Below are 23,309 nucleotides of genomic sequence, written 5' to 3' on the forward strand. Positions count from 1 at the left end.
GTCAGTTTTTCAGCTTGTAGCGACCCGGCCCGAGGAACACCAGGGCGACCGCGGTAAACAGGAAGAAGCCCTGCAGTTCCAGCGCCCAGCCGCCGTTACCACCCAGCGACAGCAGTTGATGGCTGTGGACCAGGGCAATGGCCACCAGCATGTTGAAGGCAATCACCACGGCGCCGATACGGGTGTAGTAGCCCAGCAGCACCATCAGCGGCGCAATCAGCTCGCCAATGAAAACGCCGTAGGCCAGGAAAGTCGGTAAGCCATGACTGGCCAGTTCACCCTCGATGAACCCGATCCCGTTGAGCAGTTTGGCAATGCCGTGAAACAGCATCAGGCCGCCCAGGGTCAGGCGGATAATCAGTTTTCCCAGATCGGCGTTCTCTAACACGGCAGGATTCTCCCAGCAGAAGCAAATAGTTAACTGGCAAGCATACCCGGTTGCGGCCTTTGCTCAAAGGTTGCGGATATCCGGATACAGGGGAATCAGGCGTTTCAACAGGCGGTTCTGGGCACCGGTGCCGACGCCGTTTTCCTCCATGGCGAGGATCAGGTTTTCGGCCAGGGCGTTGAACTGGGTGTCGGTAATCGCCATGCCGGCGTGCACCTCGCGCATCCCGCGACCGCTGTACGTGCAGGGACCGCCACTGAGCTGGCACAGCTGGTCCGTCAGGTTGCGATGGAAGCTGGCCACGTCCAGCCCCCTGAACTGCTGATTGATGCGCTCGTCGTCGACGATCAGAAACAGCAGGTCCTCGACGATCTGAGCGATCCCGGCGCGCTCACCCAGCTGCTGGTACAGCGATGCCTGGGGCGTTTCCGGCGCCGACTGGCAGCCCGCCAGGGTCAGGCCCGCGATAAAGACGAGGCCAAGGATGGCCGCTTTGGAAATCATGCGGGGCATGTCAGAAACTCCCCTGCAGTGACAGGTACAGGCCCTGTTGATCGTCCAGTGTTGCCACGTCGCCAAGATTGACCACGGCCGCGGTCACCGCCAGGCGCCGATCGGGTATCCAGGCGACAAACAGGTCCCACCAGTCCTCTTCGTCGGCGAAATCCAGGTTATCCGGTTTCTGCCGGTACTCGGCGCCCACCAGCCATTGCCGGCTCAGAAACAGCCCGGCGCTGGCTTCCGCCATCACCTCGTAACTGTTGTTGCGATCGCCACCAAAGCCCAGCAGCCCGCCCTGGTTAGCCCGGGTGGCCCGTGCCGTGGCATTCACCAGCAGGTTGCGGTCAAACAGCGCGGCGAAAAACACCTTGCTGCCACTGAGATAGACATCGGTCCCGCTGTCGTCCCTGGCGCCGATGGCGTCCGGCACGGTGAAGTTGCGCTGGCGTTTGTACTGGAGGCCCATCGACCACTGTCCCCAGGGACTGTAGAGAACGTCGCCCGCGAGCCGGACCTTGGCGCCAAAGATGTCCTGGTTCAGTTCGTCCTGCTCCAGACCAAAGCCGTTGTTGAGGGTGAACACTAATGCGTCCAGATCCAGGCTTTGCCGGGCCACGGTCAGTTCCACCCGGTTGTTCCAGTTGATGCCGGCACCGGCGACGTCCAGCGTGTAATCGTCGGTTTCCGCCCGGCTCAGGGTCAGCGTTCCACCCCACTCCTCATCGCTGGCGTAGCTCCCCAGCAGCGCCCAGGGCACCAGCCCGCCGCCGGCGCTGCCTTCAATGGTGGTGACCCCGCCGGTTGCCCAGATCCGGCTGCCGATGTCGGCCAGGGCGCTTGGGGCGGCAATCATCATCAGTGCCGCCAGCAGCAGCGGGCCATGTCTCATCGGGAATACTCCATGGTGCATTGGGCCAGTTCCTGGTGCCGGGCCGCCAGAGCCTGCGCGGTTTCTGCCAGGTCGGCAGCTGCCACGGGGCGGCTCAGGTAGAACCCCTGGGCCAGGTCGCAGCCCCATTGCTGCAGCAACTGCCAGCCTTGCAGGGATTCGACGCCCTCCGCCACCACTTTCAGGCCAAGACCGTGGGCCATGTCGATGGTGGACCTCACGATCAGCTGGTCCTGGGGTTCGGACTCCAGTTTCAGGACGAACGACTTGTCGATTTTCAGTTCCTGGACCGGCAGCGTGCGAAGCTGGGACAGGGAGGAATACCCGGTGCCGAAATCGTCCACCGACAGGGTGACTCCGAGCGCCTTGAGCCGATGGAGGGTGGCCAGTGCTTCAACGGGATCCTCCATCAGGGCACTCTCCGTGACTTCCAGGGTGATGCGCTCGAGGTGGTGATGCCAGTCGGCAAAGGTCTCGGCCACGTGGTCGGCCAGGGCGGGCCAGGTAAGATCCTTGGCGGAAAGGTTGATGGCGACGCCGGCATCAACGCCCTGCTCGTTCCAGGCCCGGGCATCGGTGGCCACACGTTTCAGGATGTGAGCGGTGAGGTCATTGATCTGCCCCGACTTCTCGGCCAGGGAAATGAACTCCTCCGGCGGCACGAAGCCGAGTTCCGGATGGATCCAGCGAACCAGCGCTTCCAACTGCTCCAGCTGACCGGTTCGGCTGTTCAGCTTGGGCTGGTAGTTCATGTGCAGGCTATTGTCGGCGATCGCCGTGTGCAGATCGGCAATGAGCTGAAGTTCCCGCAGGTGGCTTTCGTCCTGGCCTGGCCGGTAGCGGGTAATGGGTTCCGGGTGATCCTGGGCCCGTTCGAACGTCAGGTTGAGGCGCCGGCGCAGTTCGTTGGTGTTGGCCGCGTCTTCAGGTAGCTCCATGGTGACCATGATGGCCCGGATAGAGAACGGGGTGTTGTTGATCTGAAGCGGTGATTCGATCACGCCATGGAGCCGGCGGGTCAGTGAGTCGACGCGATCGGGACTCCGGGGTGGCACCAGGGCGAGGAATTCACCGCCCCCGGTCCGGGCAATCATGAGGGCATTCGGCAGCTCCGCCTGCAACCGCTCGGAAATGCCGGCCAAGACCCGGTCACCGAATTCCAGGCCCAGGGTGTCGTTGACGTCGGACAGGTCCTCCAGTCGCATGCCGATCAGGGTACAGGCGTTCCCGACCTCGAACAGCTCCCGGACGGATTGCATCAGCGCGTTTCGGTTGCCCAGGCCGGTGACATCGTCATGGGTGGCCGCGTAGCGAATCTGGGCTTCCCGTTCGCGCAGGCGAACAAGCATGTCGCCAAGGGCATTCCGGAGCTGTTTCAGCTCGCCCCCGGTGCGGAACTCGGGGGGCTTCGGATTCTCGCCATCACCTACGGCGCGGGCGTAGTCGGCAAGCTGGAGCAAGGGCTTGCCCAGGTAGCGGGCAATGATCAGCGCCAGCAGGATGGCGAAGACCAGGATCGCGCTGACCAGCAGGGCAATTTCCTTCGCCCGGGTGTAGTAGTTTTGCAGGCTGGCTTCGCGACTGATCATCAGGACGATCTCGATCTCTGACGCGGAAGTGCCACCGAGGTTGATCGTACGACTGAAATATCGGGTGGGATCCAGAAGGCTTCTGGCCTGGGGTGCCGGGGTCAGTTCCTGTTCCATGGGCATCTCGCGGTTACCCGTCGCCGCCAGTACCCGGAACGCCTCGTCGGCATTTGTCCGGGCCCTGAAAATGACCTCGGTTCCACTCAGGCGGGCAATCAGGTTAGCCAGCGGCTGGTCCAGCGCGAAACCGGCCATGAGCGTGGCCCGGAGTCCCGGGCCTTCGACCGGAACGTTGAGCACTTCATAGCCCTGGCCGCCGAGGTGGATAAAGGTTCGGGCACTGCCGGGGGACGATCCCGGCTGGCTAAGTGGGGGCGAGGCGTCCGGAATTTGCTGGTTCAGGGTGGACGCCAGAAGGTCGCCGGCGCTGTTGGTGAGCAGGGCGAAATCCGCCCGGGCCCGCCGGCTGTGGTTTTCGAGGGCACTGTCAAGGGTGCCCGGATCGCCGCTGGCCACGGCGGAGCGAAAGCCGAAATCCTGCACCACCACCGAGAGTCGGGACAGGTTCAGGTCGGTCCGGCGTTCCAGAACCTCCCGGGCCATCCGTTCACCGATGGCGAGCTGCTGCATTGCCCGGCTTTTTTCGTCCTCGAACAGGTACACCATCAGCAGGGCGCCAATCACCAGGCTGACCAACACCACCAGGGCAATCATCGCCGCGATCAGCCGGCCCCGGAATCCCATACGCCCGGCCAGATTCATCAGAGCTCCCGGAAACGCTGTTGCAGGAGGTCCATGGCGTCATCCGTTTCCCGCGCCGGAACCAGATCGATGGCCAGCGTCTGGCTCAGCAGATTGTCCAGGCCCCGCGTGACGGGCCGGGTATTGTCTGGCAGGCGCGGATGCCAGATGTTGAGCGTCAGCGGACTAGTGCCGGCGTCAATGGAAAGGGTGACCTGCCCCTCGGCATCGGTCTGCCCGATGGCCCGGGTGTTGGTGACAATGATAAAGGCCTGCATCTGGTCGTGGATGTTGCAGCCCAGTTCCACCACGCCCGGCTGGTCGAACAGGATGGGGGCCTCCGGCTTGCCGGCGTAGAGTTCGATGTTGAAGGTTTTCGCCGGTGAAAAGGAATAGACGTGATGCTGGGTGTTGTCGCGGTTTGGAAATTCGACGCGGGATCCGACCGGCAGGATCGACACCCGCGGGTGGAAGGCCCGATCTTTCTGGGAAATCTCTGCGGTGATCGGCGTGAGCGTTTCGCTTCGATCCAGATAAACGACGGCATCGGGGACGGGCTCGTTACTGCCACTGTTGGTGACGGTCACAGTGAGCTCGGAGGACACAACTGGCGTGGGCCAAGCCAGGAACGTCAGCACAACGACGAGACATTTCTTGATCAAACTTCCGAACCTTTCAGGCCAAACCCGACCCCAGGGAAAACCGGATGTGGTTCCTTACCAGCAGGTTTTCCCAGTAGTGCCGCATCCAGTCCCAGGCGGCATTGTTGACCTGGTCAACAAACGGATCCAGGTTCAGTTCATAGTAATCGGGCGTGCCGGCAATCTGCAGAACCGTCACGGTAATTGAATCGTCCAGCTCATTGGCGAATGGCTCACCAATCAGCTGGTGAGCCAACAGGTTAGCACGGGTGGCTTCCAGATCCACCAGTTCGCTGGCCCGGATTGAGCGGTTGTTCTCGTACATTTCTTCCATCAGGCGATGGCACAGGTAGGCGCGGATCAGCAAGCCGTCCAGGCCGTCGTATTTCACAAGCAGCGCCGAAGGCTGGGTGAAATAGCGCGTGGCGGACTCCACGAAGGGTTCAAACAGGTCGGCCTTGCCCGCTTCCCGGGCGCAGGCTTCCACGCACTCGATCAGGCGGGGCGCCATCTCAATGTACTCAACGGCAAACTGAAACAGGCAGGTTGCGGGTTGGTAGCCTTCGATCGTTACAGACGCGGGCAGGCGGGCAGCTTTCTCTCGGAGCAGGCGGAGAAAGGTACCTGAACGGGCTTCCTTGCGCCGTGCCTGATCAATGATTTCGAGAACTGCCTGTGGTGTCATTGCAGGAGATGCCGAAGTCTGAACGAATTGAGGTCGCAAGGCGCCTCCCCATGTCTGGAACAAGTGCAGGGCAGGAAAGCAGGGCTTGTTGGACCGAACCAGGCCTGCCATTTCTGACAAGTGTAGTCGACATTTTGCGCCTTGCCGGCTCCCGTTTATTAAAATCGGACGCGGAAATGTCAGAGGTTGACGCGGGTCTCACTGTTCTGAAAACCAGCGTCCGTGTCGGCTGTGAGACCAGCACAGCCAACCCATGCTCAGAGCGCGTGCGAGCATGAGGCAAATCAGGGAGAACCAGAGGCCATGGTTGCCCCAGCCGGTGGTCAGCCACCAGACCGGGAGGAACACTCCAAGGGCTGAGAACAGCATGGTGTTCTGCATGTCCCGGGTACGGGTCGCGCCAATGAAAATGCCGTCCAGCAGGAAACCCCAGACCGAGGCAAAGGGCAGCAGCCAGAGCCAGGGCAGGTATTGCCAGGCCGTGGTCTGTACCGCCTCGATGCCGGTCAGCAACGCAATCAGAGCCCGGCCCCCGAACACGAACACGATGGTCAGCAGTAACGCGCCCCACAATGACCAGCGCAGGGCACTCCGGAAGATCATCCGGAAGCGCCGCCGGCTGCCCTTACCTACGGCTTCGCCGACCAGGGCTTCGGCGGCGTTGGCAAATCCGTCCAGGGCGTTGGAGATGACCAGCAGGAAGGTGATCAGCACCGCGTTCGCGGCAAGAATGGTGTCGCCCTGGCGGGCGCCCTGCGCGGTAAAGAAAGCGAGCACCAGCAGCAAGGCCACGGTGCGGACCATAATGTAGCGGTTGACCCGCAGGATCTTCAGGTAATCGGCCAGCTCGCCAAACAGCGCCCGGGTCAGCCGCTGTCCCTCCGGCATCCGGGACAGCACGATAGCGAACCCGATGGCTGCCGCGCCGTATTCGGCAATGACCGTGGCCATCGCGACACCCCGGCTGTTCCAGCCGAATCCGGTGACAAAGAGCACGTCCAGTACGATGTTCAGGCCGTTGGCGACGATGAGCATGATCATCGGACCCCGTGGCAACTGGGTGCCAATCAGCCAGCCCACCAGGGTGTATTGGCACAGGACCGCCGGTGCACTCCAGATCCGGATGGTCGCGTATTCGGCGGCCAGGGCGGTCACATCGGGGCTGGGATTCATCAAGGTCAGCCCCAGGGAGATCAGTGGCTGGTGCAGCAGAATGAGCACCAGGCCAATGCCGATGGCCAGCATCACGGAACGCAGCAGCAGGGCAACCTGGCCAAACTGGTCGCGCTTGCCCCAGGCCTGGGCCGCCAGGCCGGTCGTGCCCATGCGCATGAACCCGAAGGTCCAGTACAGGATGCTGAACAGGTTGGCGCCCACCGCCACCGCCCCCAGGTATTCCGGGCTGTCCAGGTGTCCGAGTACCGCCGTGTCCACGAGGCCGAGTAGGGGTACCGTCAGGTTGGTGAGCATCAGGGGCCATGCCAGCGCCCAGAGGCGTTGGTCGATGGACGGCAGCCGAAACTTTATATTCGTTTTGATTCTAAAAATCCTGTGGTTAGCAGTTTTGGATTTAGCCGAATTTTTAGCCTTTTCCCGATCTGTGTCTATACTCGACTGTGAGGTATCCATAAGCAGGCTTCCACTCTGATTTTTCAGGTGTATGCGAGCGCCAGTAAAATCAGTGGGATAACGCAAATCCGACAAGAATAACACTCTGTGGAGACACAGTATGCGCGTGCACGCTCAGCGGGCAGGTGCCCTTTTAGGCGGTCTGATGTTCCCCGCCTGGTCCATGGCGGACTGGACTCTGAACATGACCCCGGGGGTTACCGGCACCAGTAACGAGATATTCAGCCTTCACATGATCATTCTCTGGATCTGCGTCGCCATTGGCGTCGTGGTGTTCGGGGTTATGTTCTGGTCCATCTTTGCCCATCGAAAATCCCAGGGCTACAAGCCAGCGAATTTTCATGAGAACACCCTGGTGGAGATACTCTGGACCATCATTCCATTTGTCATTCTCGTGGTCATGGCCATTCCCGCCACGGCCACCCTCGTCGATATGTACGACACCACCGAGTCCGATGTGGACATCAAGGTGACGGGCTACCAGTGGAAATGGCAGTACGAGTACATCAACGAGGATTTCGGTTACTTCTCCAACCTGTCGACGCCCCGGGAACAGATCAACAACCGCCAGGCCAAGGGTGAGAACTACCTGCTGGAGGTGGACAACCCACTGATCATTCCCGTTGGCAAGAAGGTGCGTTTCCTGCTGACCGCCAACGACGTGATCCATTCCTGGTGGGTCCCGGACTTCGGCGTGAAAAAGGATGCCATCCCCGGCTTTATCAACGAGACCTGGACCCGGGTCGACAAACCCGGCACGTACCGCGGCCAGTGTACTGAACTGTGCGGCAAGGACCACGGCTTCATGCCGGTGGTGGTGAAGGCGGTGCCGGAAGAGGAATACAACACCTGGGTTGCGGAGCAGAAGGCCGCCGCCGAGAAAGAGCGTGAACTGACCCAGAAAGACTGGAGTATGGCCGAGCTGATGGAGCGGGGCGAGAAGGCCTACCAAACAGCCTGTGCTGCGTGTCACCAGGCCGACGGCAGCGGCGCGCCCCCGGCGTTCCCGGCCCTCAAGGGCAGTCCGGTTGCCACCGAAGACATGGCTGCCCACATTGATATCGTGGTTAACGGTGTCTCCGGCACGGCCATGCAGGCCTTCGGTGGCCAGCTCAGTGAAGTGGACCTGGCCGCGGTGATTACCTACGAGCGTAATGCCTGGGGTAACAACACCGGCGAAATGGTCACTCCGAAAGAAATTTTTGATTACAAGAACCAGCAGTAATCAACGCCAGATAACAGATATCACCAGCCACAATAAATGGCGGTAACGGGGGTTTTCATGAGTGCGGTTGCAGATACCCACGCCCAGGATCATCATCACGGCCCGGCAAAAGGTTTCAGCCGCTGGCTGTTGACCACGAACCACAAGGATATCGGTACCATGTACCTGATATTCAGTTTCGCCATGTTCCTGCTGGGCGGAACCATGGCCATGGTCATCCGGGCAGAACTTTTCCAGCCCGGGCTGCAAATCGTGCAGCCGGAATTCTTCAACCAGATGACCACCATGCACGGCCTGATCATGGTCTTCGGTGCGGTGATGCCGGCCTTTGTCGGTCTGGCAAACTGGATGATTCCGCTGATGGTCGGCGCGCCAGACATGGCACTTCCACGGATGAACAACTGGAGCTTCTGGTTATTGCCGTGCGCCTTCCTGATCCTGGTGTCCACGCTGTTCATGGAAGGTGGTGCACCAAACTTCGGCTGGACCTTCTACGCGCCCCTGTCGACGACCTATGGCCCGCCCAGTACCACCTTCTTTATCTTTGCTGTCCATATCATGGGGATTTCCTCCATCATGGGCGCGATCAACGTGATCGCCACCATCCTGAACCTGCGGGCTCCGGGCATGACCCTGATGAAAATGCCGCTGTTCGTCTGGACCTGGCTGATTACCGCGTTCCTGCTGATCGCCGTTATGCCGGTACTGGCCGGGGTGGTCACCATGATGCTGATGGACATCAACTTCGGAACCAGCTTCTTCGACGCCTCCGGCGGTGGTGACCCGGTGCTGTTCCAGCACGTGTTCTGGTTCTTCGGGCATCCCGAGGTCTACATCATGATCCTGCCGGCCTTCGGGGCGGTCTCCCACATCATTCCGGCGTTCTCCCGCAAGCCCCTGTTCGGCTATGCCTCCATGGTGTATGCCGTGGGTGCGATTGCGCTGCTGTCCTTCGTGGTATGGGCGCACCACATGTTCACCGTGGGCATTCCCATCGCCGGCCAGTTGTTCTTCATGTACGCCACCATGCTGATCGCAGTGCCGACCGGGGTGAAAGTGTTTAACTGGGTGGCCACCATGTTCCGCGGTGCGCTGAGCTTTGAAGCACCCATGCTGTTTGCCGTGGCGTTTGTGATCCTCTTCACCATCGGTGGTTTCTCCGGTCTGATGCTGGCCATTGCGCCGGCGGACTTCCAGTACCACGACACCTACTTCGTGGTGGCCCACTTCCACTACGTGCTGGTGCCCGGTGCCATCTTCGGCATCTTCGCCTCGGCCTACTTCTGGCTGCCCAAATGGACCGGCCACATGTACGACGAAACCCTCGCCAAGACCCATTTCTGGCTGTCGTTCATCGGCATGAACCTGGCGTTCTTCCCGATGCACTTCCTTGGGTTGGCAGGCATGCCGCGCCGGATTCCGGACTACGCCCTGCAGTTTGCCGACTTCAACATGGTGTCCAGCGTCGGGGCCTTCATGTTCGGTGCCACCCAGCTGCTGTTCCTGTTGATTGTCGTGAAGTGTGTGCGCGGTGGTCAGAAGGCCGCGGCCAAGCCATGGGATGGTGCGGAAGGCCTGGAATGGACGGTGCCATCGCCGGCCCCGTACCACACCTTCGCCACACCCCCTGAAGTGAAATAAGCGGGGCCGCGGGTGGACGAGCAGACATCGGCAAACCCAAGACCCGCGCGCAGTAACGCGCGGGTCATATCCTGGTGCATGGCTGGGGTAATTGGCATGTTCGCCTTCGGCTTTGCCCTGGTGCCGCTGTACGACGTGTTCTGTGAAATCACCGGCATCAACGGCAAGACCGGAGGGCGATACGAAGCGTCGGTCACGACCGACGCCGATGTCAGCCGCAAGGTACAGGTCCAGTTCCTGGCCCAGAACGGTCCGGGGATGCCCTGGGTTTTCCGGCCCATGACCCGGAGCATTGAGGTGCACCCGGGCGAGTCGGTCACGGTCAATTTCTTCGCGCAGAACCCGACGGCGGAGGCGATGGTCGGTCAGGCCGTTCCCAGCCTTTCACCCTCGGAGGGCACCCTGTATTTCCACAAGACCGAGTGTTTCTGTTTCAACCAGCAACCCCTGCAGGCCGGCGAGAGCGCCGAGATGCCGCTGGTGTTCATTGTCGACCGGGACCTGCCCGAGCACATAACCAAACTGACCCTGTCCTACACCCTGTATGACCAGAGTAAACAGGTGAAGGTGTCAGGGCCGGTTCGACCAATCACAACAACAAACGAAAACGGCTAAGCCATCGGAGATTGTCATGGCGGATAACCAGACCTATTACGTTCCGGAACAGAGCAAATGGCCGATCATTGCCACCGTCGGCCTGGGCGTGACCTTGTACGGCGTGGCATCGATCATGGTCAACAGCAATCAGGGCGAGAGTACGACCGGCTCCTGGGTCATGTTCCTGATTGGCGCCCTGATCATGGCGTACATGCTGTTTGGCTGGTTTGGCAATGTGATCCAGGAGAGCCGCTCGGGCCTGTACAGCCCGCAGATGGATCGTTCCTTCCGCTGGGGCATGAGCTGGTTCATCTTCTCGGAGGTGATGTTTTTTGCCGCCTTCTTCGGCGCCCTGTTCTACGCCCGGGTCTTTGCCGTGCCCTGGCTTGGCGGCGAGGGTGATCGCGGCAGCTCCAACATGCTGTGGGAAGGTTTCCAGGCCACCTGGCCACTGATCAACAACCCCGACCCGGAAGCCTATCCCGGGCCGCAGGAAGTCATCGGTCCGTGGGGCCTCCCGCTGATGAATACCATTCTGCTGGTTACCTCCTCGTTCACGGTAACCGTGGCGCACCACGCTCTGAAGGCCGGCGATCGCGCGAAGACCAAACTCTGGCTGGGAGCCACCATCGCACTGGCCATCGTGTTCCTGTTCGTTCAGGGCTACGAGTACAGCCACGCCTACAACGACCTGAACCTGACACTGGAATCCGGTATCTACGGCAGCACTTTCTTCATGCTGACCGGCTTTCACGGGGCCCACGTGATGCTGGGGTCGCTGATGCTGATCATCATGCTGGTGCGAATTACCAAAGGGCATTTCACGGCGGAGCAACATTTCGGCTTCGAGGCCGCCGCCTGGTACTGGCACTTTGTGGATGTGGTCTGGCTCGGGCTGTTCGTGTTTGTCTACATTCTTTGACGCGTCTCGAAATCAGGGGGTCGGATTCAATGTCAGGCTCCCTTGCCAGAGCGCAATCACAATGACCGCCAGCAGCAGGATGCTGAGGGTGACCCGAACCGCCAGGGAGTTCACCACCCGATTGGTTTTCCCGCCATCCTTGATGAGAAAGAACAGGCCGCTGAACAGACTGACAATCACGGCCAGCATCAGGATAACGATTACGGCTTTAAGCATGGAATTTCCCGGAGTTATTGGCATTGTTGGTGGTTGGCAGCCAAGTGAACGACACCCAACCCGTGCAACCTCAGAGGTCACTATAGCAGAGCATGTCTGATCCGCAGGGCCAACGCCGCCATTGGCACTTCGATTGGCGGCTGATGCTTTTTACGGGCCTGTTCCTGCCGCTTCTGATCGGACTCGGGCTCTGGCAACTGGACCGGGCCGGGCAAAAACAGGCAATGCTGGACCAGTGGCAACAGGACGCGCTGGATCTCGAGTGGCCGGAGCTGGTCGCCCGGGGGCTGGAATCGGGTCGGCCGCTTGCCCTGACCGGCCAGTTCGGCGAGCGCACCTGGTTGCTGGACAACCGGACCCGTGACGGGGTTCCGGGGTACGAAGTACTGACGGTGTTCCACCCCATCGCCGGACCGGCCGTTGTGGTGAATCGCGGCTGGGTGCGAGCGCCGAGAACCCGTGACCAGTTGCCGGAGGTGGCGACGCCCGAGGGGGCGCTGACGCTGGCGGGCCGGGTGAGTGATTACCCGGAACCGCCGGTGCTGACGGACCCGGCGATACCGCAGGAAGGCTGGCCCCGACGGGTGCAGAGCCTGCCCGGGGCCGCTGCCAGGGCGGAAATCCCCGATTTACCTGACGCCATCGTGAGACTGGCTGACAGTGACCAGCCGGGCGCCTTTCGCGCTGACTGGACACCGGACCTGATGGGGCCGCAAACTCATTACGGATACGCCACCCAGTGGTTTGCGCTGGCGGTTGCACTTAGTATATTGACGGTAGTGGCGAGTTACCGAAAGACAGGAGCCGATAATGACAACGACAATGGCTAACCGGGTATCTGAGCAGAACGACGGCCCGTCCCCGGAGCAGGTCCGGCGCGGTCGCCGCACCGCTGTTCTGCTGTTTGCCATCGGTTTCGGACCGATGATCTTTGCAACCATCATGTTCTATACCGGCTGGTTGAATCCGGCCGGTCACACCAACAACGGCACCCTGATTCAGCCCGTGGTACCGGTCGAGACGCTCAACCTCCAGACCGGCGCTGGCAATCCCCTGGCCGAGCGGTTCGGCCCGGACACGGCGGAACCCCAATGGATGCTGATGGTCGTGGCCGGTGAGTGCGACAGCGCCTGCGAGGAACTGCTGTACCTGGCCCGGCAGGTCAACATTGCCCTGGGCAAGAATGCCAATCGGGTGTCCCGTGCGGCCGTACTCGGCAACGTTCCCGGCGACCTGTCCTCCCGCTGGCAGAAGGAATACAGCCTGATGGAACGCCTGAAACCCGCCTCCGGCACATCACCGGACTGGCCGGCCGGCATTGACCCAGAGGCCGAACCCCGAATTTTGCTGGTGGACCCGTTCGGTAACCTGATGATGCACTACGGCGCGGACAATACCGGCAAGCAGATGCTGGAGGACCTCAAGCATCTGCTCAAGATTTCCCAGATTGGATGAACCATCGCCTGGAGGATCCGGCCTTGAATCAGCAGGTTTCCGAGTCGTCTCCCCACGCCCGTCGCATGGCGAACTGGGCCCTGTTTGCCGCGTGCCTGGCCGTGGTGGTCATCATGCTGGGCGCCTGGACCCGGCTGGTCCACGCTGGCCTCGGCTGCCCCGACTGGCCCGGCTGCTATGGCTTTCTGACCGTGCCCCAGAGTGAGTCCAGCATTGCCATCGCCAATGCCCGCTTTCCGGATACTCCGGTGGATGTGGAAAAAGGCTGGCCGGAAATGATTCATCGTTATGCCGCCGGTACCCTCGGTCTGGTCGTGTTCGGGCTGGCGGCCTACGCGGTTCGCGTTCGCAAAATCGGCGTCCCGGTGAAACTGCCCCTGTTCATCGCCGGTTTCATCATCCTCCAGGGCGCGTTCGGGATGTGGACCGTCACCCTCAAGCTCTGGCCCCAGGTCGTCGCGATGCACCTGCTGGGCGGCTTCACCACCCTGACGCTACTGACCTTGCTCACGCTCCGGCTTCGGGGTCGGATTGGCCGTAGGCCGGCCGGCGGTAACGGCTCCGAGGCGGCGGCATTTCGGCCCTGGCTCTACGGGGGCTTGCTGCTGATCGTGATGCAGATTGCACTCGGCGCCTGGACCGCTGCGAACTACGCGGCGGTGGCCTGCACCGACTTGCCCACCTGTCAGGGGCAATGGTGGCCGGAGGGCATGGATTTCCAGCACGGTTTTGATGTCACCCAGCACGTGGGCCCCAATTACCTGGGCGGTCAGCTGACCGCCGATGGCCGGGTCGCGATCCACGTCACCCACCGGCTTGGGGCCATGATCGTATTGGGGTATTTCGTCATTCTGCTGTCGCTGATGTGGCGCCGCCGGCAGTCGTCGGGCCTGACCGGCCCCATCGGACTGGTGGCGGTGGTACTCACCGCCCAGATCGCCCTGGGGCTGGCCAACGTGCTGCTGCACATTCCCCTGGGGATTGCCGTGGCCCACAACGCCATGGGCGCGGGACTGTTGCTGTCCGTGGTCTACCTAATCTGGCGGCACCATCGATTACCACAGACGCACAGCGCAACTGCAACACACACAACAACAATGAACCGAGAGGTAACGGCATGAGTGAGCGAGTGGAAACATTGCCGGTCCAGACCACTGAAAGCCCATCCAGCACATCCATTTCCTGGCGGGATTTCCTGGAGCTGACCAAGCCCCGGGTGGTTGCGCTGATGATCCTGACCTCGGTGATTGGCATGTTGCTGGCCGCACCGGGCGTTCCGGGCTGGGAGGTGCTGTTGTACGGCAATCTCGGCATCGCGCTGCTGGCCGGAGCGGCCGCGGTGGTCAACCATGTGGTCGACCAGAAAATCGATACCGTCATGGCACGGACCCGCAAGCGACCCGTGGCCACTGGCAAGATCGCCCCGCTGGATGCCCTGCTGTTTGCCACCATCCTCGCCTGCGTCGGTATGGCCGTGCTGATGTGGCAGGTCAACGAATTGACGGCCTGGCTGACCCTGGCCTCGCTGGTGGGCTACGCCGGTGTCTATACCCTGTTTCTCAAACGCGCGACGCCGCAGAACATCACCATTGGCGGCTTGGCCGGTGCCATGCCGCCCCTGCTCGGTTGGACCGCCGTCACCGGACAGGTTGAGGGTCACGCCCTGTTGCTGGTGTTGATTATCTTTGCCTGGACGCCGCCGCATTTCTGGGCGCTGGCGATCCATCGCAAGGAAGAGTACGCCAAGGCGGGCATTCCCATGCTGCCGGTCACCCATGGCAACAAATACACCGAGCTGCACATCCTTCTGTATACGTTCATGTTGCTGGCGGTCAGCCTGTTGCCGTTCGTTACCGGCATGTCCGGCGGCATTTACCTGATTGGCGCCCTGGCCCTCGGCCTGCGTTTCCTGCAATACGCGGTTCGCTTGCTCAAGGGCGACGACCGTCGGGTGGCGCTGAATACCTTCAAGTACTCCATCACCTATCTGATGGCGCTGTTTGTGGTATTGCTGGTGGATCATTTTGTATTCTTCTGACGTAGACTCAGTGTTTTTATGACCATGGTGCCAGACCCTTGATGAACCGCTCGATTCGCCTGACCCTGTTTTCGTTGTTGCTGGTAGTGCTTTTGGTATTCGGGCTGGTCATCGGGCGCCAGGTCTATCTGGTCGGTGACCAGGAGCCCGAGCCGGCACCGGAGCTGGCGGAGCTGAATACCTATGTCTATGACCAGCCGCGGGAACTGGTTGCGTTCACCCTGACCAATGAGAAAGGCGAGACGGTAACCCGGGAAAGCCTCAGAGGCCGGTGGACCTTCGCGTTTGTCGGCTACACCAATTGCCCGGACATCTGCCCGGCGGCCATGGCGAACCTTCGCCGTACCGACCAGCTGCTTTCGAACGAACTGCCACAACCGGATTACCTGCTGGTCAGCGCCGATCCGGAACATGACACCCCGGACAAACTCAAGGCGTACACGGGGTTCTTCGGCGAACACTTCCATGGCCTGACCGGTGATCTGGATACCCTGCGGGCGCTGGCAAAAAGCCTGAATGCGGTGTTTGTCCATCGGGAGGTCGACGGCGAACTGCTGGTGGACCACAGTGGTCACTTCGCGCTGCTGAATCCGGACGGCAAGCTGGCCGCTGTGATCCAGCCTCCCCATGATCCCGAATCCCTCGCGGAGGCGTTCGAACGGATTTACGAATGGGCCCGGGACAATCGGCTGAAGGCCAGTTCCTGACGCGTCGGCATGAGCGCTACGGCCAAGGTCACACTGACAGGCACCCCGTTGTGACCTAGACTCTCCGGCTGGAAAACCACGAGCCGAGCCCATGCCGTCGAATCCCCAAAGCTGTACCACGCCTCGCCAATTGTTCACCGTGCTTGCGGCCGGAGCGATCGTGCTGCTGGTTGTCCACGGGCTGGGCCGATTTATCTACACGCCTTTGCTGCCCTATCTGGTGGAGGACGGCCAGTTCAGTGCCGGCGACGGCGCTGCCGTGGCCACCTGGAACTACCTCGGCTACCTGATGGGCGCCCTGCTGGCCATCCGGTGGTACCGCATCGACCAGATCCGCACCCTGCTCCCTGTCTCCCTTGCGGTCCATGTGCTCACCACCCTGCTGGTCACCCAGACCGACAACCTGACCCTCATCTCGGCCAGTCGCTGGTTCAACGGCGTCGCCAACGGCATGGTGTTCGTGCACGCCCCGGCCCTGATCCTGGAATGGCTGGTGCTTCGCAACCGCGCCTCCATGAGCGGCCTGGTGTACATCGGGGTCGGGCTCGGCCTGCTGGTTTCCAGTGGCCTGGTGACCGGCAGTTCCGAGTTGCTGGCCGGTGCCCAGCGCTGGTGGCCAGCGGCGGTGCTGTCCATTCCGCTGGCCTGGTGGGGAGCTGCCCGGTTAATGCAACTGGACCTTCCGGTGCGTCCACAGAACCACCCCGGTCACGCCGCAGACACCACTCCGCTGCTCGACCGGGCCAGCATCCCACTGTTCCTGTCCTACGCCGGTGCGGGCCTGGGCTATATCCTGCCAATGACCTTCCTGCCCCTGCTGGCCACCCTTGAGCTGCCCGCGAATCACTGGATGCTTGATGGCACCTGGCTGATCGTGGCCCTGTGCACCATTCCCGCGCCCTGGATCTGGAACAAACTGGGGGCGAAACTCGGCGATCTGCCGGCATTGAAGCTCAATTTCCTGATTCAACTCCTTGGTGTACTGGCGGCCGTGCTGTGGCCGGGCGCCATTGGCCTGGTACTGTGCGCGGCCCTGGTGGGCAGTACCTTCCTGGGCACCGTGTTGTTGACCCAGCGCATTGGCCGGGCGCTGCATCCACACCAGGGCCCCCGGTTGTCGGCTGCCATGGTGGCACTCTACGGCTTCACACAGATGGTTGGGCCGTGGTTGACGAAACAGTGGCTGGATATGGGCGGGACTCTGGGGTCGGCGTTCGGGATTGGGGTGGCAGCGTTGGGGTTTGGGTTGGTGTTTGTGTTTTTTGTGCCTCTGGCTGGGGATTGGCATGGTCGGTCGTCTTTGTAGGACTTGTGGTTTGGCGGGATTGATCGGGGTGGTGGGGTATTTTTTTCCTTGGAAATGGAACTCGCTGCGCTCAGACATCCATTTCTGGCGGAAAAAAATACCCCACCACCCCGCTCTAGCTGACAACACCGATATCGCTAAAGATGAAAGATTAATAAAGAGGTTGGTTACTGGAGGCAGAGAGTTCGAAGGTAAGAGCCCGGTTATCGGAGTGTTATCTGGCGTGGTTTGAAAGTCTCGTATCGACTTAACCTAGGTTCGATCGTGGTAATCTGTAACGACAACTGGAGTTCCCTGAGGGTATGGGGGTAATTTGAATTTCTGAACGGACAAAGGTGTCTGAGCGCAGCGAGTTCTTTTCCGATCAGAAATTCAAATTATTCCCGTGCCCCTCCCCCAAACCCAGCAGTCCTGAACCAAGCTGAAAAATGCTCCCAATAGACGCCATACTCCCAGAGCTAAAACAAACCCTGGAACACGCCACCACGGCGCTGCTGCAGGCACCGCCCGGTGCCGGTAAGACGACCCGCGTGCCACTGGCCTTGCTGGATGCGCCCTGGCGGGCCGAGCGCAAGATCCTGATGCTGGAGCCGAGGCGGCTGGCGGCCCGGTCGGCGGCGCGGTTCATGGCAAAGCAGCTGGGGGAGAAGCCGGGACAGACTGTGGGTTACCGGACACGCCTTGATACCCGAGTGTCCGAGGCCACGCGCATTGAGGTGGTGACCGAGGGCATTCTGACCCGTCTGATCCAGGCCGATCCCATGCTTGAGGACTACGCCGCGGTGCTGTTCGATGAATTCCACGAGCGGTCCCTGCAGGCGGATGTCGGGCTGGCACTGGTGCGGGAATCCCAGCAGGCGTTGCGGGAGGATCTCAGGGTGCTGGTGATGTCGGCGACCCTCGATACCGCGCCCATTGCTCGGGTCTTGGGCGACGTGCCTGTGATCCGCAGCGAAGGCCGGGCGTTTCCCGTGGAGGTCATGTATCGACCGGATTCGGCTCGGGGCCGGCCGTCCCGGATCGTGGATCGGGTCGTTGCCGTGGTCCACGAGGCGCTTCGGGACCAGTCCGGCTCGGTGCTGGTGTTTTTGCCCGGGGCGGGAGAAATCCGCAGGACCGAACAGCGTTTGCAGGGTCAACTGGCGGGCCATATTCGGGTGGCGCCGCTGTACGGCAACCTGAAATCGGACGAACAGGACCGGGCGATCACGCCGGCGCCGGAAGGCGAGCGCAAGGTGGTGCTGGCCACGGCGATTGCCGAAACCAGTCTGACCATCGAGGGCGTCCGGGTGGTGATCGACAGCGGCCAGCAGCGACGGGCGGTGTTTGATCCCAATAGCGGGATGACACGACTGAAGACGGGGCGGGTCTCCAAGGCTTCGGCGGAGCAGCGCAAAGGCCGGGCCGGGCGGGTCGAGCCCGGGGTCTGTTACCGGCTTTGGAGCGAGTCCGAGCAATTCGGGCTGGCAGACTTTACACCGCCGGAAATCCGCGAGGCGGATCTGGCACCCCTGGTGCTCGAACTGGCGCAGTGGGGGGCCCGAACGCCGGACCAGTTGGCCTGGATCGACCCGCCACCGGAGGCCCATTGGCACCAGGCCGTTGCACTGCTGCAATGGCTGGACATGCTGGATGTGGATGGCGCCATCACCGAACACGGCAAGGCGGCGCGGGAGCTGGGTGTGCATCCGCGTCTGGCCCACCTGGTTCTGCGAGGCCGAGCACTGGGGTTGCCGGGGCTTGCGGCGGACCTGGCCGCCCTGCTCGGTGACCGGGATCTGATGGGGCCGGGGGCCGGTGCCGACCTGCACGAGCGCGTTCGGGTGCTCCACGGCGAAAGGGGCCATCGAAATCTGGATCCGTCGCGTCTGACCGCCATCCGCCAGGCCGCCAAACGACTCCGGAACGGAGCAGTCAGTGAAGGCCCGGTGCCGACCGAGTTCGAGGTCGGCCGGCTGTTGGCCCAGGCCTACCCGGATCGCATCGGACGGCGCCGGTCAGGGCAGGCACCCCGGTATCAGCTCAGCAACGGCAAGGGGGCGACCTTGCGAGAGGACGACGCCCTGGCCCGGCACGACTGGCTGGTGGCTGCCGACCTGGATGGCGAATCCCGTGAAGCGACGATCTATCTGGCATCGCCGGTCGAGGTTCGGGATCTGGAGCAGGATCTGGCCACCCACATCGAGGAACGCGAGGAAGCGACCTGGGACGACCGGCGGGGCACTGTGATTGCCAGGCGGGTCCGGAAGCTTGGGGAGTTGGTGTTGGCTGAGACGGCGCTGCCCCATCCCGACCCGGCGCTGATTCAGCAAGGCTTGCTGGACGCGGTCCGGACCAAGGGCCTCGACAGCCTGCCCTGGACCGAGGCAGCACGTCAGTGGCAGGCCCGGGTGAATCTGCTGGCCCGGGTGTTTCCCGGAGACTGGCCGGACGTCAGTGACGATGCGCTGCTGGCCAGCCTCGACACCTGGCTGGCGCCGTTTCTGGTGGGCATGCAGCGCTGGGCGGATCTGCGGCGCCTGGAGCTGGTGCCGACGCTGCAAAGCCTGTTGAACTACCCGGAACAGCAACGCCTGGACGAGCTGGCGCCGACGTCGTTGACGATACCGACCGGTCAGAAGGTTTCACTGGATTACACCGCCGACAATGGGCCGGTCCTGGCCGCGAAGCTGCAGGCCATGTTCGGTTGGACCGAAACCCCCAGAGTGGCCGGAGGCCGGTTACCCGTGGTGATTCACCTGCTTTCCCCGGCGCAGCGGCCGCTGGCGGTCACGGCGGATCTGGCCAGTTTCTGGGGCAATGCCTACCCGGAAGTCCGCAAGGATATGCGCGGGCGCTATCCCAAGCACCCCTGGCCCGAGGACCCCTTCACCGCCGAAGCGCAGCAGGGCACAAAGAAACGCCCAGCTCGCTGATCCGGCCGGTGATGAGCTGCTCGGGTACCGGCTCGAAATAGACGTTTCGGGGGGTTATCCATGGGCCTTCCGGGGCCTGCAGTTCATCGGCCGGGAGTTCCTCCAGGTGGACCGACTCCAGGGTGTCCGGACTGTCGCGGAAGGTATCGGCCAACACCCAGAACGGGGTGTTGTGAACGTGAGCCGCCAGCGCCAGTAGATGGGTGCCACTCTTGTTGACAAAATGGCCGTCGGCCAGCCAGCTGTCGCAACCGGTCATCACCAGGTCGGCCTCCGCCACGAACAGTGCCATCTGGGCATCGGTAATGAGGGTGACGGGCACCTCAAGCTCATTCAGTGTCGCGGCCAGACGGTGGCCTTCGTGTCCGGGACTGCTCTGGGTGCAGATCACCGAAAACGGGACCTGCGCCTCCACCAGTTCCCGGAACAGCCGGATCAGCAGGGAGCTGGCGCTGTGGGTCATGATCACCGCGCCCTCGTCGATCTGGGCCAACGCGTTTTTGACGATCCGGTCCGCCGTTGCCTCGAGGTCCCGCCGTACCGACTCGACCTGCTTCCAGGGTTCGTCGTCACTGTTCAGGCGAGTCTCAATCCGTTCGATGGCGTTTCCGATCACCACCATGCTGGGGCGAGCCCGCCGGAGCTCGGTCAGCAACCCGCTCAGTGCCTTGGGGTCCGGATGGGCGGCACACAGATAGTCCGCGAGATCCTGCAGGGTTTGCAGCGCCAGTTGGGTGGCGCCGGATTGGCAATCGTTCTTGAGCCGCGACAGCACTGGGTTGGTTGAATAATCGGGCATGGCAGTTCCATAGGTTCGTGCCGTTACCCATCAGACTAGCAGATGGCCGTCTGGTCAGAGCGCTGCAGATCGCCAAAAAATAACTTGCCAGCCGGCCAACTCCGAATAGAATTGCGCACAATTTTTAACCTGTCTGGGCGTGGTCATGAATCTGGTTTCCTTCAACGTTTTTCGCACCCTTGGCTTGCCCGATATCACCGTCCTCAAGCCGGATGATTTTCTGCGCCACCGGGAACGGCTGCGGGACGCCGACTGGGTATTGTTCCCGGAATACTGGCAGCTGAACGCGCTGGTGCACGGCCTCAAGTGCCGGGTCTTCCCCAGCGTGGCCAGTTACCGGATCGGTCATGACAAGGTGGAGATGACCCGCGCGTTCCAGACCGTGGCCCCGGCCCACACTCCCTGGACCGTCATCGAGGCCAATGGCCCCCATGAGCGGGACCAGATCTGGAGCGCCATGCCCCACCCGTTTGTCGCCAAACTGCCCAAGGCCAGCATGGGGGAAGGGGTCTGGCTGATCGAGACGCGGGCGGACTGGAACCGCTATTGTGAGGTGACGGACGTGCTTTATGTCCAGGAGTACCTGCCCATCGACCGGGATGCCCGAGTCGTGGTGATTGGTGACCGGGTGCTGACAGCCTACTGGCGGACGCAGGCGGATCAGGGGTTCTACAACAACCTGGCGCGGGGCGGGGGGGTCGACAATAGCCCGGTGCCGCCGGTGGTGACCGATCTGGCCCTGAAGCTGGCCCGGGAGCTGGAGGTGGACCACGCCGGCTTCGACATCGCGCTGGTGGACGGCTACCCCTACGTTCTGGAGTTCAACCGCCTGTTTGGCAACCAGGGCCTTGGTCAGGGCAGCGAACTTCAGGACGCCATCCTGGAGTACCTGCGCCGGCAGAATGAGCCGGCCGGGCCAAACGATCCCACGGGCCCGGAAATCGCCTGGCCCGCGGCGGTCTGAACACCGGCCAACGGCCGCGTAGCGACGACTCGGAGCGGTTTTACGGCATCCCGGCGTATGAGTAAATCTGCTCATATCCGGGTCCTGAAAAAAGCCCGATGATCGCGCCAATTCCCGGGGGGCTGCAGCCAGGCTGTAGCGCCCCTTTTTTATGTCTGTTTGCCCCGTGGAGGGACACACGATCCATGACCGAGTCAGCCAACGCCAATCTCGCCGATTACTACGACGCCGAGACCTTTAGCCGGATCAAAGCCTTTGCCGATACCCGGGAAACCCCGTTCGTGGTGATCGATACCGCGACCATCGATCGTCAGTACAACGAACTGGTGGAAGGATTCCCGTACGCCCAGGTGTATTACGCGGTGAAGGCCAATCCGGCCCCGCAGATTCTGACCATGTTGCGGGACAAGGGCGCGAATTTCGATATCGCCTCGGTGTACGAGCTCGACAAGGTGCTGGCTCTGGGCGTGACCGGTGACCGGGTCAGCTACGGCAACACCATCAAGAAGGCCAAGGACATCCGCACCTTCTACGAGAAGGGTGTGCGCCTGTTCGCCACCGACTCCGAAGCGGACCTGCGCAACATTGCCAAGGCCGCGCCGGGCTCAAAGGTGTACGTCAGGATCCTCACCGAAGGCACGCTGACGGCTGACTGGCCGCTGTCGCGCAAGTTTGGCTGTCAGACTGACATGGCCATGGATCTGCTGATCCTGGCCCGGGACCTGGGCCTGGTGCCCTACGGTGTGTCGTTCCACGTGGGTTCCCAGCAGCGTGAGATCGGCGCCTGGGATGCCGCGCTGAACAAGGTGAAGGTCATCTTCGAACGCCTGAAGGAAGAAGACGGCATTGAGCTGAAGATGATCAACATGGGCGGCGGTTTTCCGGCCAACTACATCACCCGTACCAACGAGCTGAAGGTGTACGCCGAGGAAATTTCGCGCTTCCTGCACGAGGATTTTGGCGCCGATCTGCCGGAGATCATCATTGAACCGGGCCGCTCGTTGATTTCCAATGCCGGTGTGCTGGTGAGTGAGGTGGTTCTGATTTCCCGCAAGTCCCGGACCGCGCTGCACCGTTGGGTGTTCACGGATGTGGGCAAGTTTTCCGGGCTGATCGAGACCCTGGACGAGGCCATCAAGTTTCCGATCTGGACGGATAAGGTGGGCGAAGGCGAGGACTGCGTGATTGCGGGGCCGACCTGCGACAGTGCGGACATCATGTACGAGCATCACAAGTACCCGCTGCCGCTGAATCTGGCGATCGGGGACCGGATGTACTGGCTGTCGACGGGGGCCTATACCACCACCTACAGTGCGGTGGAGTTTAACGGGTTTCCTCCGTTGAAGGACTACTACATCTAAAATCGGAGGTGGCCGCGGGGCGGGTATACATTTCCCTTGGAAATGGAACTCGCTGCGCTCAGACAGCCATTTCTGGCGGGAAATGTATACCCGCCCCACG

The 23,309-nt window shown here is 61.9% G+C and carries 22 protein-coding genes; 13 read left to right on the forward strand and 9 right to left on the reverse strand.

Going from position 1 to position 23,309, the window contains the following annotated elements:
• Position 1 precedes the first annotated feature (1 nt).
• From KXD86_RS11590 to KXD86_RS11620, 7 genes are all read right to left on the reverse strand, one after another.
• Complete coding sequence (locus tag KXD86_RS11590) at positions 2 to 388, reverse strand: DoxX family protein (RefSeq protein WP_218636172.1); 387 nt, start codon at positions 386 to 388, stop codon at positions 2 to 4.
• A 63-nt stretch (positions 389 to 451) separates the two neighbouring features.
• Positions 452 to 901: a group I truncated hemoglobin gene (locus tag KXD86_RS11595; protein ID WP_228739373.1), complete on the reverse strand. Its 450-nt coding sequence runs from the start codon at positions 899 to 901 to the stop codon at positions 452 to 454.
• 1 nt (position 902) lies between these two features.
• A complete protein-coding gene (locus KXD86_RS11600; protein ID WP_218636173.1) occupies positions 903 to 1,778 on the reverse strand; it encodes a DUF3034 family protein in 876 nt (291 codons plus the stop codon).
• Positions 1,775 to 4,129: a putative bifunctional diguanylate cyclase/phosphodiesterase gene (locus KXD86_RS11605; RefSeq protein WP_218636174.1), complete on the reverse strand. Its 2,355-nt coding sequence runs from the start codon at positions 4,127 to 4,129 to the stop codon at positions 1,775 to 1,777. The genes KXD86_RS11600 and KXD86_RS11605 overlap by 4 nt, the downstream gene beginning before the upstream one ends.
• Positions 4,129 to 4,770 carry a methylamine utilization protein gene (locus tag KXD86_RS11610; RefSeq protein ID WP_228739374.1) on the reverse strand — a complete coding sequence of 214 codons (642 nt, stop codon included), beginning with the start codon at positions 4,768 to 4,770 and terminating at the stop codon, positions 4,129 to 4,131. The genes KXD86_RS11605 and KXD86_RS11610 overlap by 1 nt, the downstream gene beginning before the upstream one ends.
• Before the next feature lie 13 nt (positions 4,771 to 4,783).
• The gene (locus KXD86_RS11615; RefSeq protein ID WP_218636175.1) at positions 4,784 to 5,434 is read right to left on the reverse strand and encodes a hypothetical protein; all 651 of its coding nucleotides are present in this window, start codon (positions 5,432 to 5,434) and stop codon (positions 4,784 to 4,786) included.
• A 198-nt stretch (positions 5,435 to 5,632) separates the two neighbouring features.
• The gene (locus tag KXD86_RS11620) at positions 5,633 to 6,904 is read right to left on the reverse strand and encodes an MATE family efflux transporter (protein ID WP_218636176.1); all 1,272 of its coding nucleotides are present in this window, start codon (positions 6,902 to 6,904) and stop codon (positions 5,633 to 5,635) included.
• A 259-nt stretch (positions 6,905 to 7,163) separates the two neighbouring features.
• On the opposite strand from KXD86_RS11620, the gene coxB reads away from it, so the two are divergent.
• From coxB to KXD86_RS11640, 4 genes are read left to right on the forward strand one after another with little or no spacing between them, the layout of a single operon-like run.
• Positions 7,164 to 8,288 carry a cytochrome c oxidase subunit II gene (gene coxB / locus KXD86_RS11625; RefSeq protein ID WP_218636177.1) on the forward strand — a complete coding sequence of 375 codons (1,125 nt, stop codon included), beginning with the start codon at positions 7,164 to 7,166 and terminating at the stop codon, positions 8,286 to 8,288.
• 57 nt (positions 8,289 to 8,345) lie between these two features.
• Complete coding sequence (ctaD, locus tag KXD86_RS11630; protein WP_218636178.1) at positions 8,346 to 9,929, forward strand: cytochrome c oxidase subunit I; 1,584 nt, start codon at positions 8,346 to 8,348, stop codon at positions 9,927 to 9,929.
• A 12-nt stretch (positions 9,930 to 9,941) separates the two neighbouring features.
• Positions 9,942 to 10,544 carry a cytochrome c oxidase assembly protein gene (locus KXD86_RS11635; RefSeq protein ID WP_312846282.1) on the forward strand — a complete coding sequence of 201 codons (603 nt, stop codon included), beginning with the start codon at positions 9,942 to 9,944 and terminating at the stop codon, positions 10,542 to 10,544.
• Between the two features lie 16 nt (positions 10,545 to 10,560).
• Positions 10,561 to 11,448 (forward strand): cytochrome c oxidase subunit 3, encoded by an 888-nt coding sequence (locus tag KXD86_RS11640; RefSeq protein ID WP_218636180.1) that lies wholly within the window; start codon positions 10,561 to 10,563, stop codon positions 11,446 to 11,448.
• 12 nt (positions 11,449 to 11,460) lie between these two features.
• Here KXD86_RS11640 and KXD86_RS11645 read toward each other — a convergent pair whose 3' ends face one another.
• Positions 11,461 to 11,664, reverse strand: a complete 204-nt coding sequence (locus KXD86_RS11645) for a twin transmembrane helix small protein (RefSeq protein ID WP_218636181.1) — start codon at positions 11,662 to 11,664, stop codon at positions 11,461 to 11,463.
• A 92-nt stretch (positions 11,665 to 11,756) separates the two neighbouring features.
• Between KXD86_RS11645 and KXD86_RS11650 the strand changes: the two genes are divergently transcribed.
• The 7 genes from KXD86_RS11650 to hrpB all read left to right on the forward strand — a co-directional run bounded on the left by KXD86_RS11650 (position 11,757) and on the right by hrpB (position 20,085).
• Positions 11,757 to 12,494 (forward strand): SURF1 family protein, encoded by a 738-nt coding sequence (locus KXD86_RS11650; RefSeq protein WP_218636182.1) that lies wholly within the window; start codon positions 11,757 to 11,759, stop codon positions 12,492 to 12,494.
• Complete coding sequence (locus KXD86_RS11655; RefSeq protein ID WP_228739375.1) at positions 12,475 to 13,119, forward strand: redox-active disulfide-containing membrane protein; 645 nt, start codon at positions 12,475 to 12,477, stop codon at positions 13,117 to 13,119. The genes KXD86_RS11650 and KXD86_RS11655 overlap by 20 nt, the downstream gene beginning before the upstream one ends.
• A 65-nt stretch (positions 13,120 to 13,184) precedes the next feature.
• The gene (locus tag KXD86_RS11660; protein WP_218636814.1) at positions 13,185 to 14,240 is read left to right on the forward strand and encodes a COX15/CtaA family protein; all 1,056 of its coding nucleotides are present in this window, start codon (positions 13,185 to 13,187) and stop codon (positions 14,238 to 14,240) included.
• Positions 14,237 to 15,157 (forward strand): heme o synthase, encoded by a 921-nt coding sequence (gene cyoE / locus KXD86_RS11665; protein ID WP_218636183.1) that lies wholly within the window; start codon positions 14,237 to 14,239, stop codon positions 15,155 to 15,157. The genes KXD86_RS11660 and cyoE overlap by 4 nt, the downstream gene beginning before the upstream one ends.
• A 41-nt stretch (positions 15,158 to 15,198) precedes the next feature.
• Positions 15,199 to 15,864: an SCO family protein gene (locus KXD86_RS11670; RefSeq protein ID WP_218636184.1), complete on the forward strand. Its 666-nt coding sequence runs from the start codon at positions 15,199 to 15,201 to the stop codon at positions 15,862 to 15,864.
• 91 nt (positions 15,865 to 15,955) lie between these two features.
• Entirely contained in the window at positions 15,956 to 17,170 is a 1,215-nt protein-coding gene (locus KXD86_RS11675; protein WP_218636185.1) for a YbfB/YjiJ family MFS transporter, read from the forward strand.
• A 428-nt stretch (positions 17,171 to 17,598) separates the two neighbouring features.
• On the forward strand, positions 17,599 to 20,085 hold the full coding sequence (hrpB, locus tag KXD86_RS11680; protein WP_218636186.1) for an ATP-dependent helicase HrpB: 2,487 nt from the start codon (positions 17,599 to 17,601) through the stop codon (positions 20,083 to 20,085).
• On the opposite strand, the gene KXD86_RS11685 is transcribed toward hrpB, so the two are convergent.
• Entirely contained in the window at positions 20,039 to 20,884 is an 846-nt protein-coding gene (locus tag KXD86_RS11685) for an eIF2B alpha/beta/delta subunit family protein (RefSeq protein WP_218636187.1), read from the reverse strand. The two genes, hrpB and KXD86_RS11685, sit on opposite strands and share 47 nt — an antisense overlap.
• Before the next feature lie 145 nt (positions 20,885 to 21,029).
• Here KXD86_RS11685 and KXD86_RS11690 point away from each other — a divergent pair, with 145 nt between their 5' ends.
• Together KXD86_RS11690 and KXD86_RS11695 are read left to right on the forward strand one after the other, a co-directional pair.
• Complete coding sequence (locus KXD86_RS11690; RefSeq protein ID WP_218636188.1) at positions 21,030 to 21,848, forward strand: ATP-grasp domain-containing protein; 819 nt, start codon at positions 21,030 to 21,032, stop codon at positions 21,846 to 21,848.
• Between the two features lie 185 nt (positions 21,849 to 22,033).
• Positions 22,034 to 23,209, forward strand: a complete 1,176-nt coding sequence (locus tag KXD86_RS11695) for a type III PLP-dependent enzyme (protein WP_218636189.1) — start codon at positions 22,034 to 22,036, stop codon at positions 23,207 to 23,209.
• Positions 23,210 to 23,309 lie beyond the last annotated feature (100 nt).

The sequence above is a fragment of the Marinobacter arenosus genome, assembly GCF_019264345.1.
GTDB lineage: Bacteria > Pseudomonadota > Gammaproteobacteria > Pseudomonadales > Oleiphilaceae > Marinobacter > Marinobacter arenosus.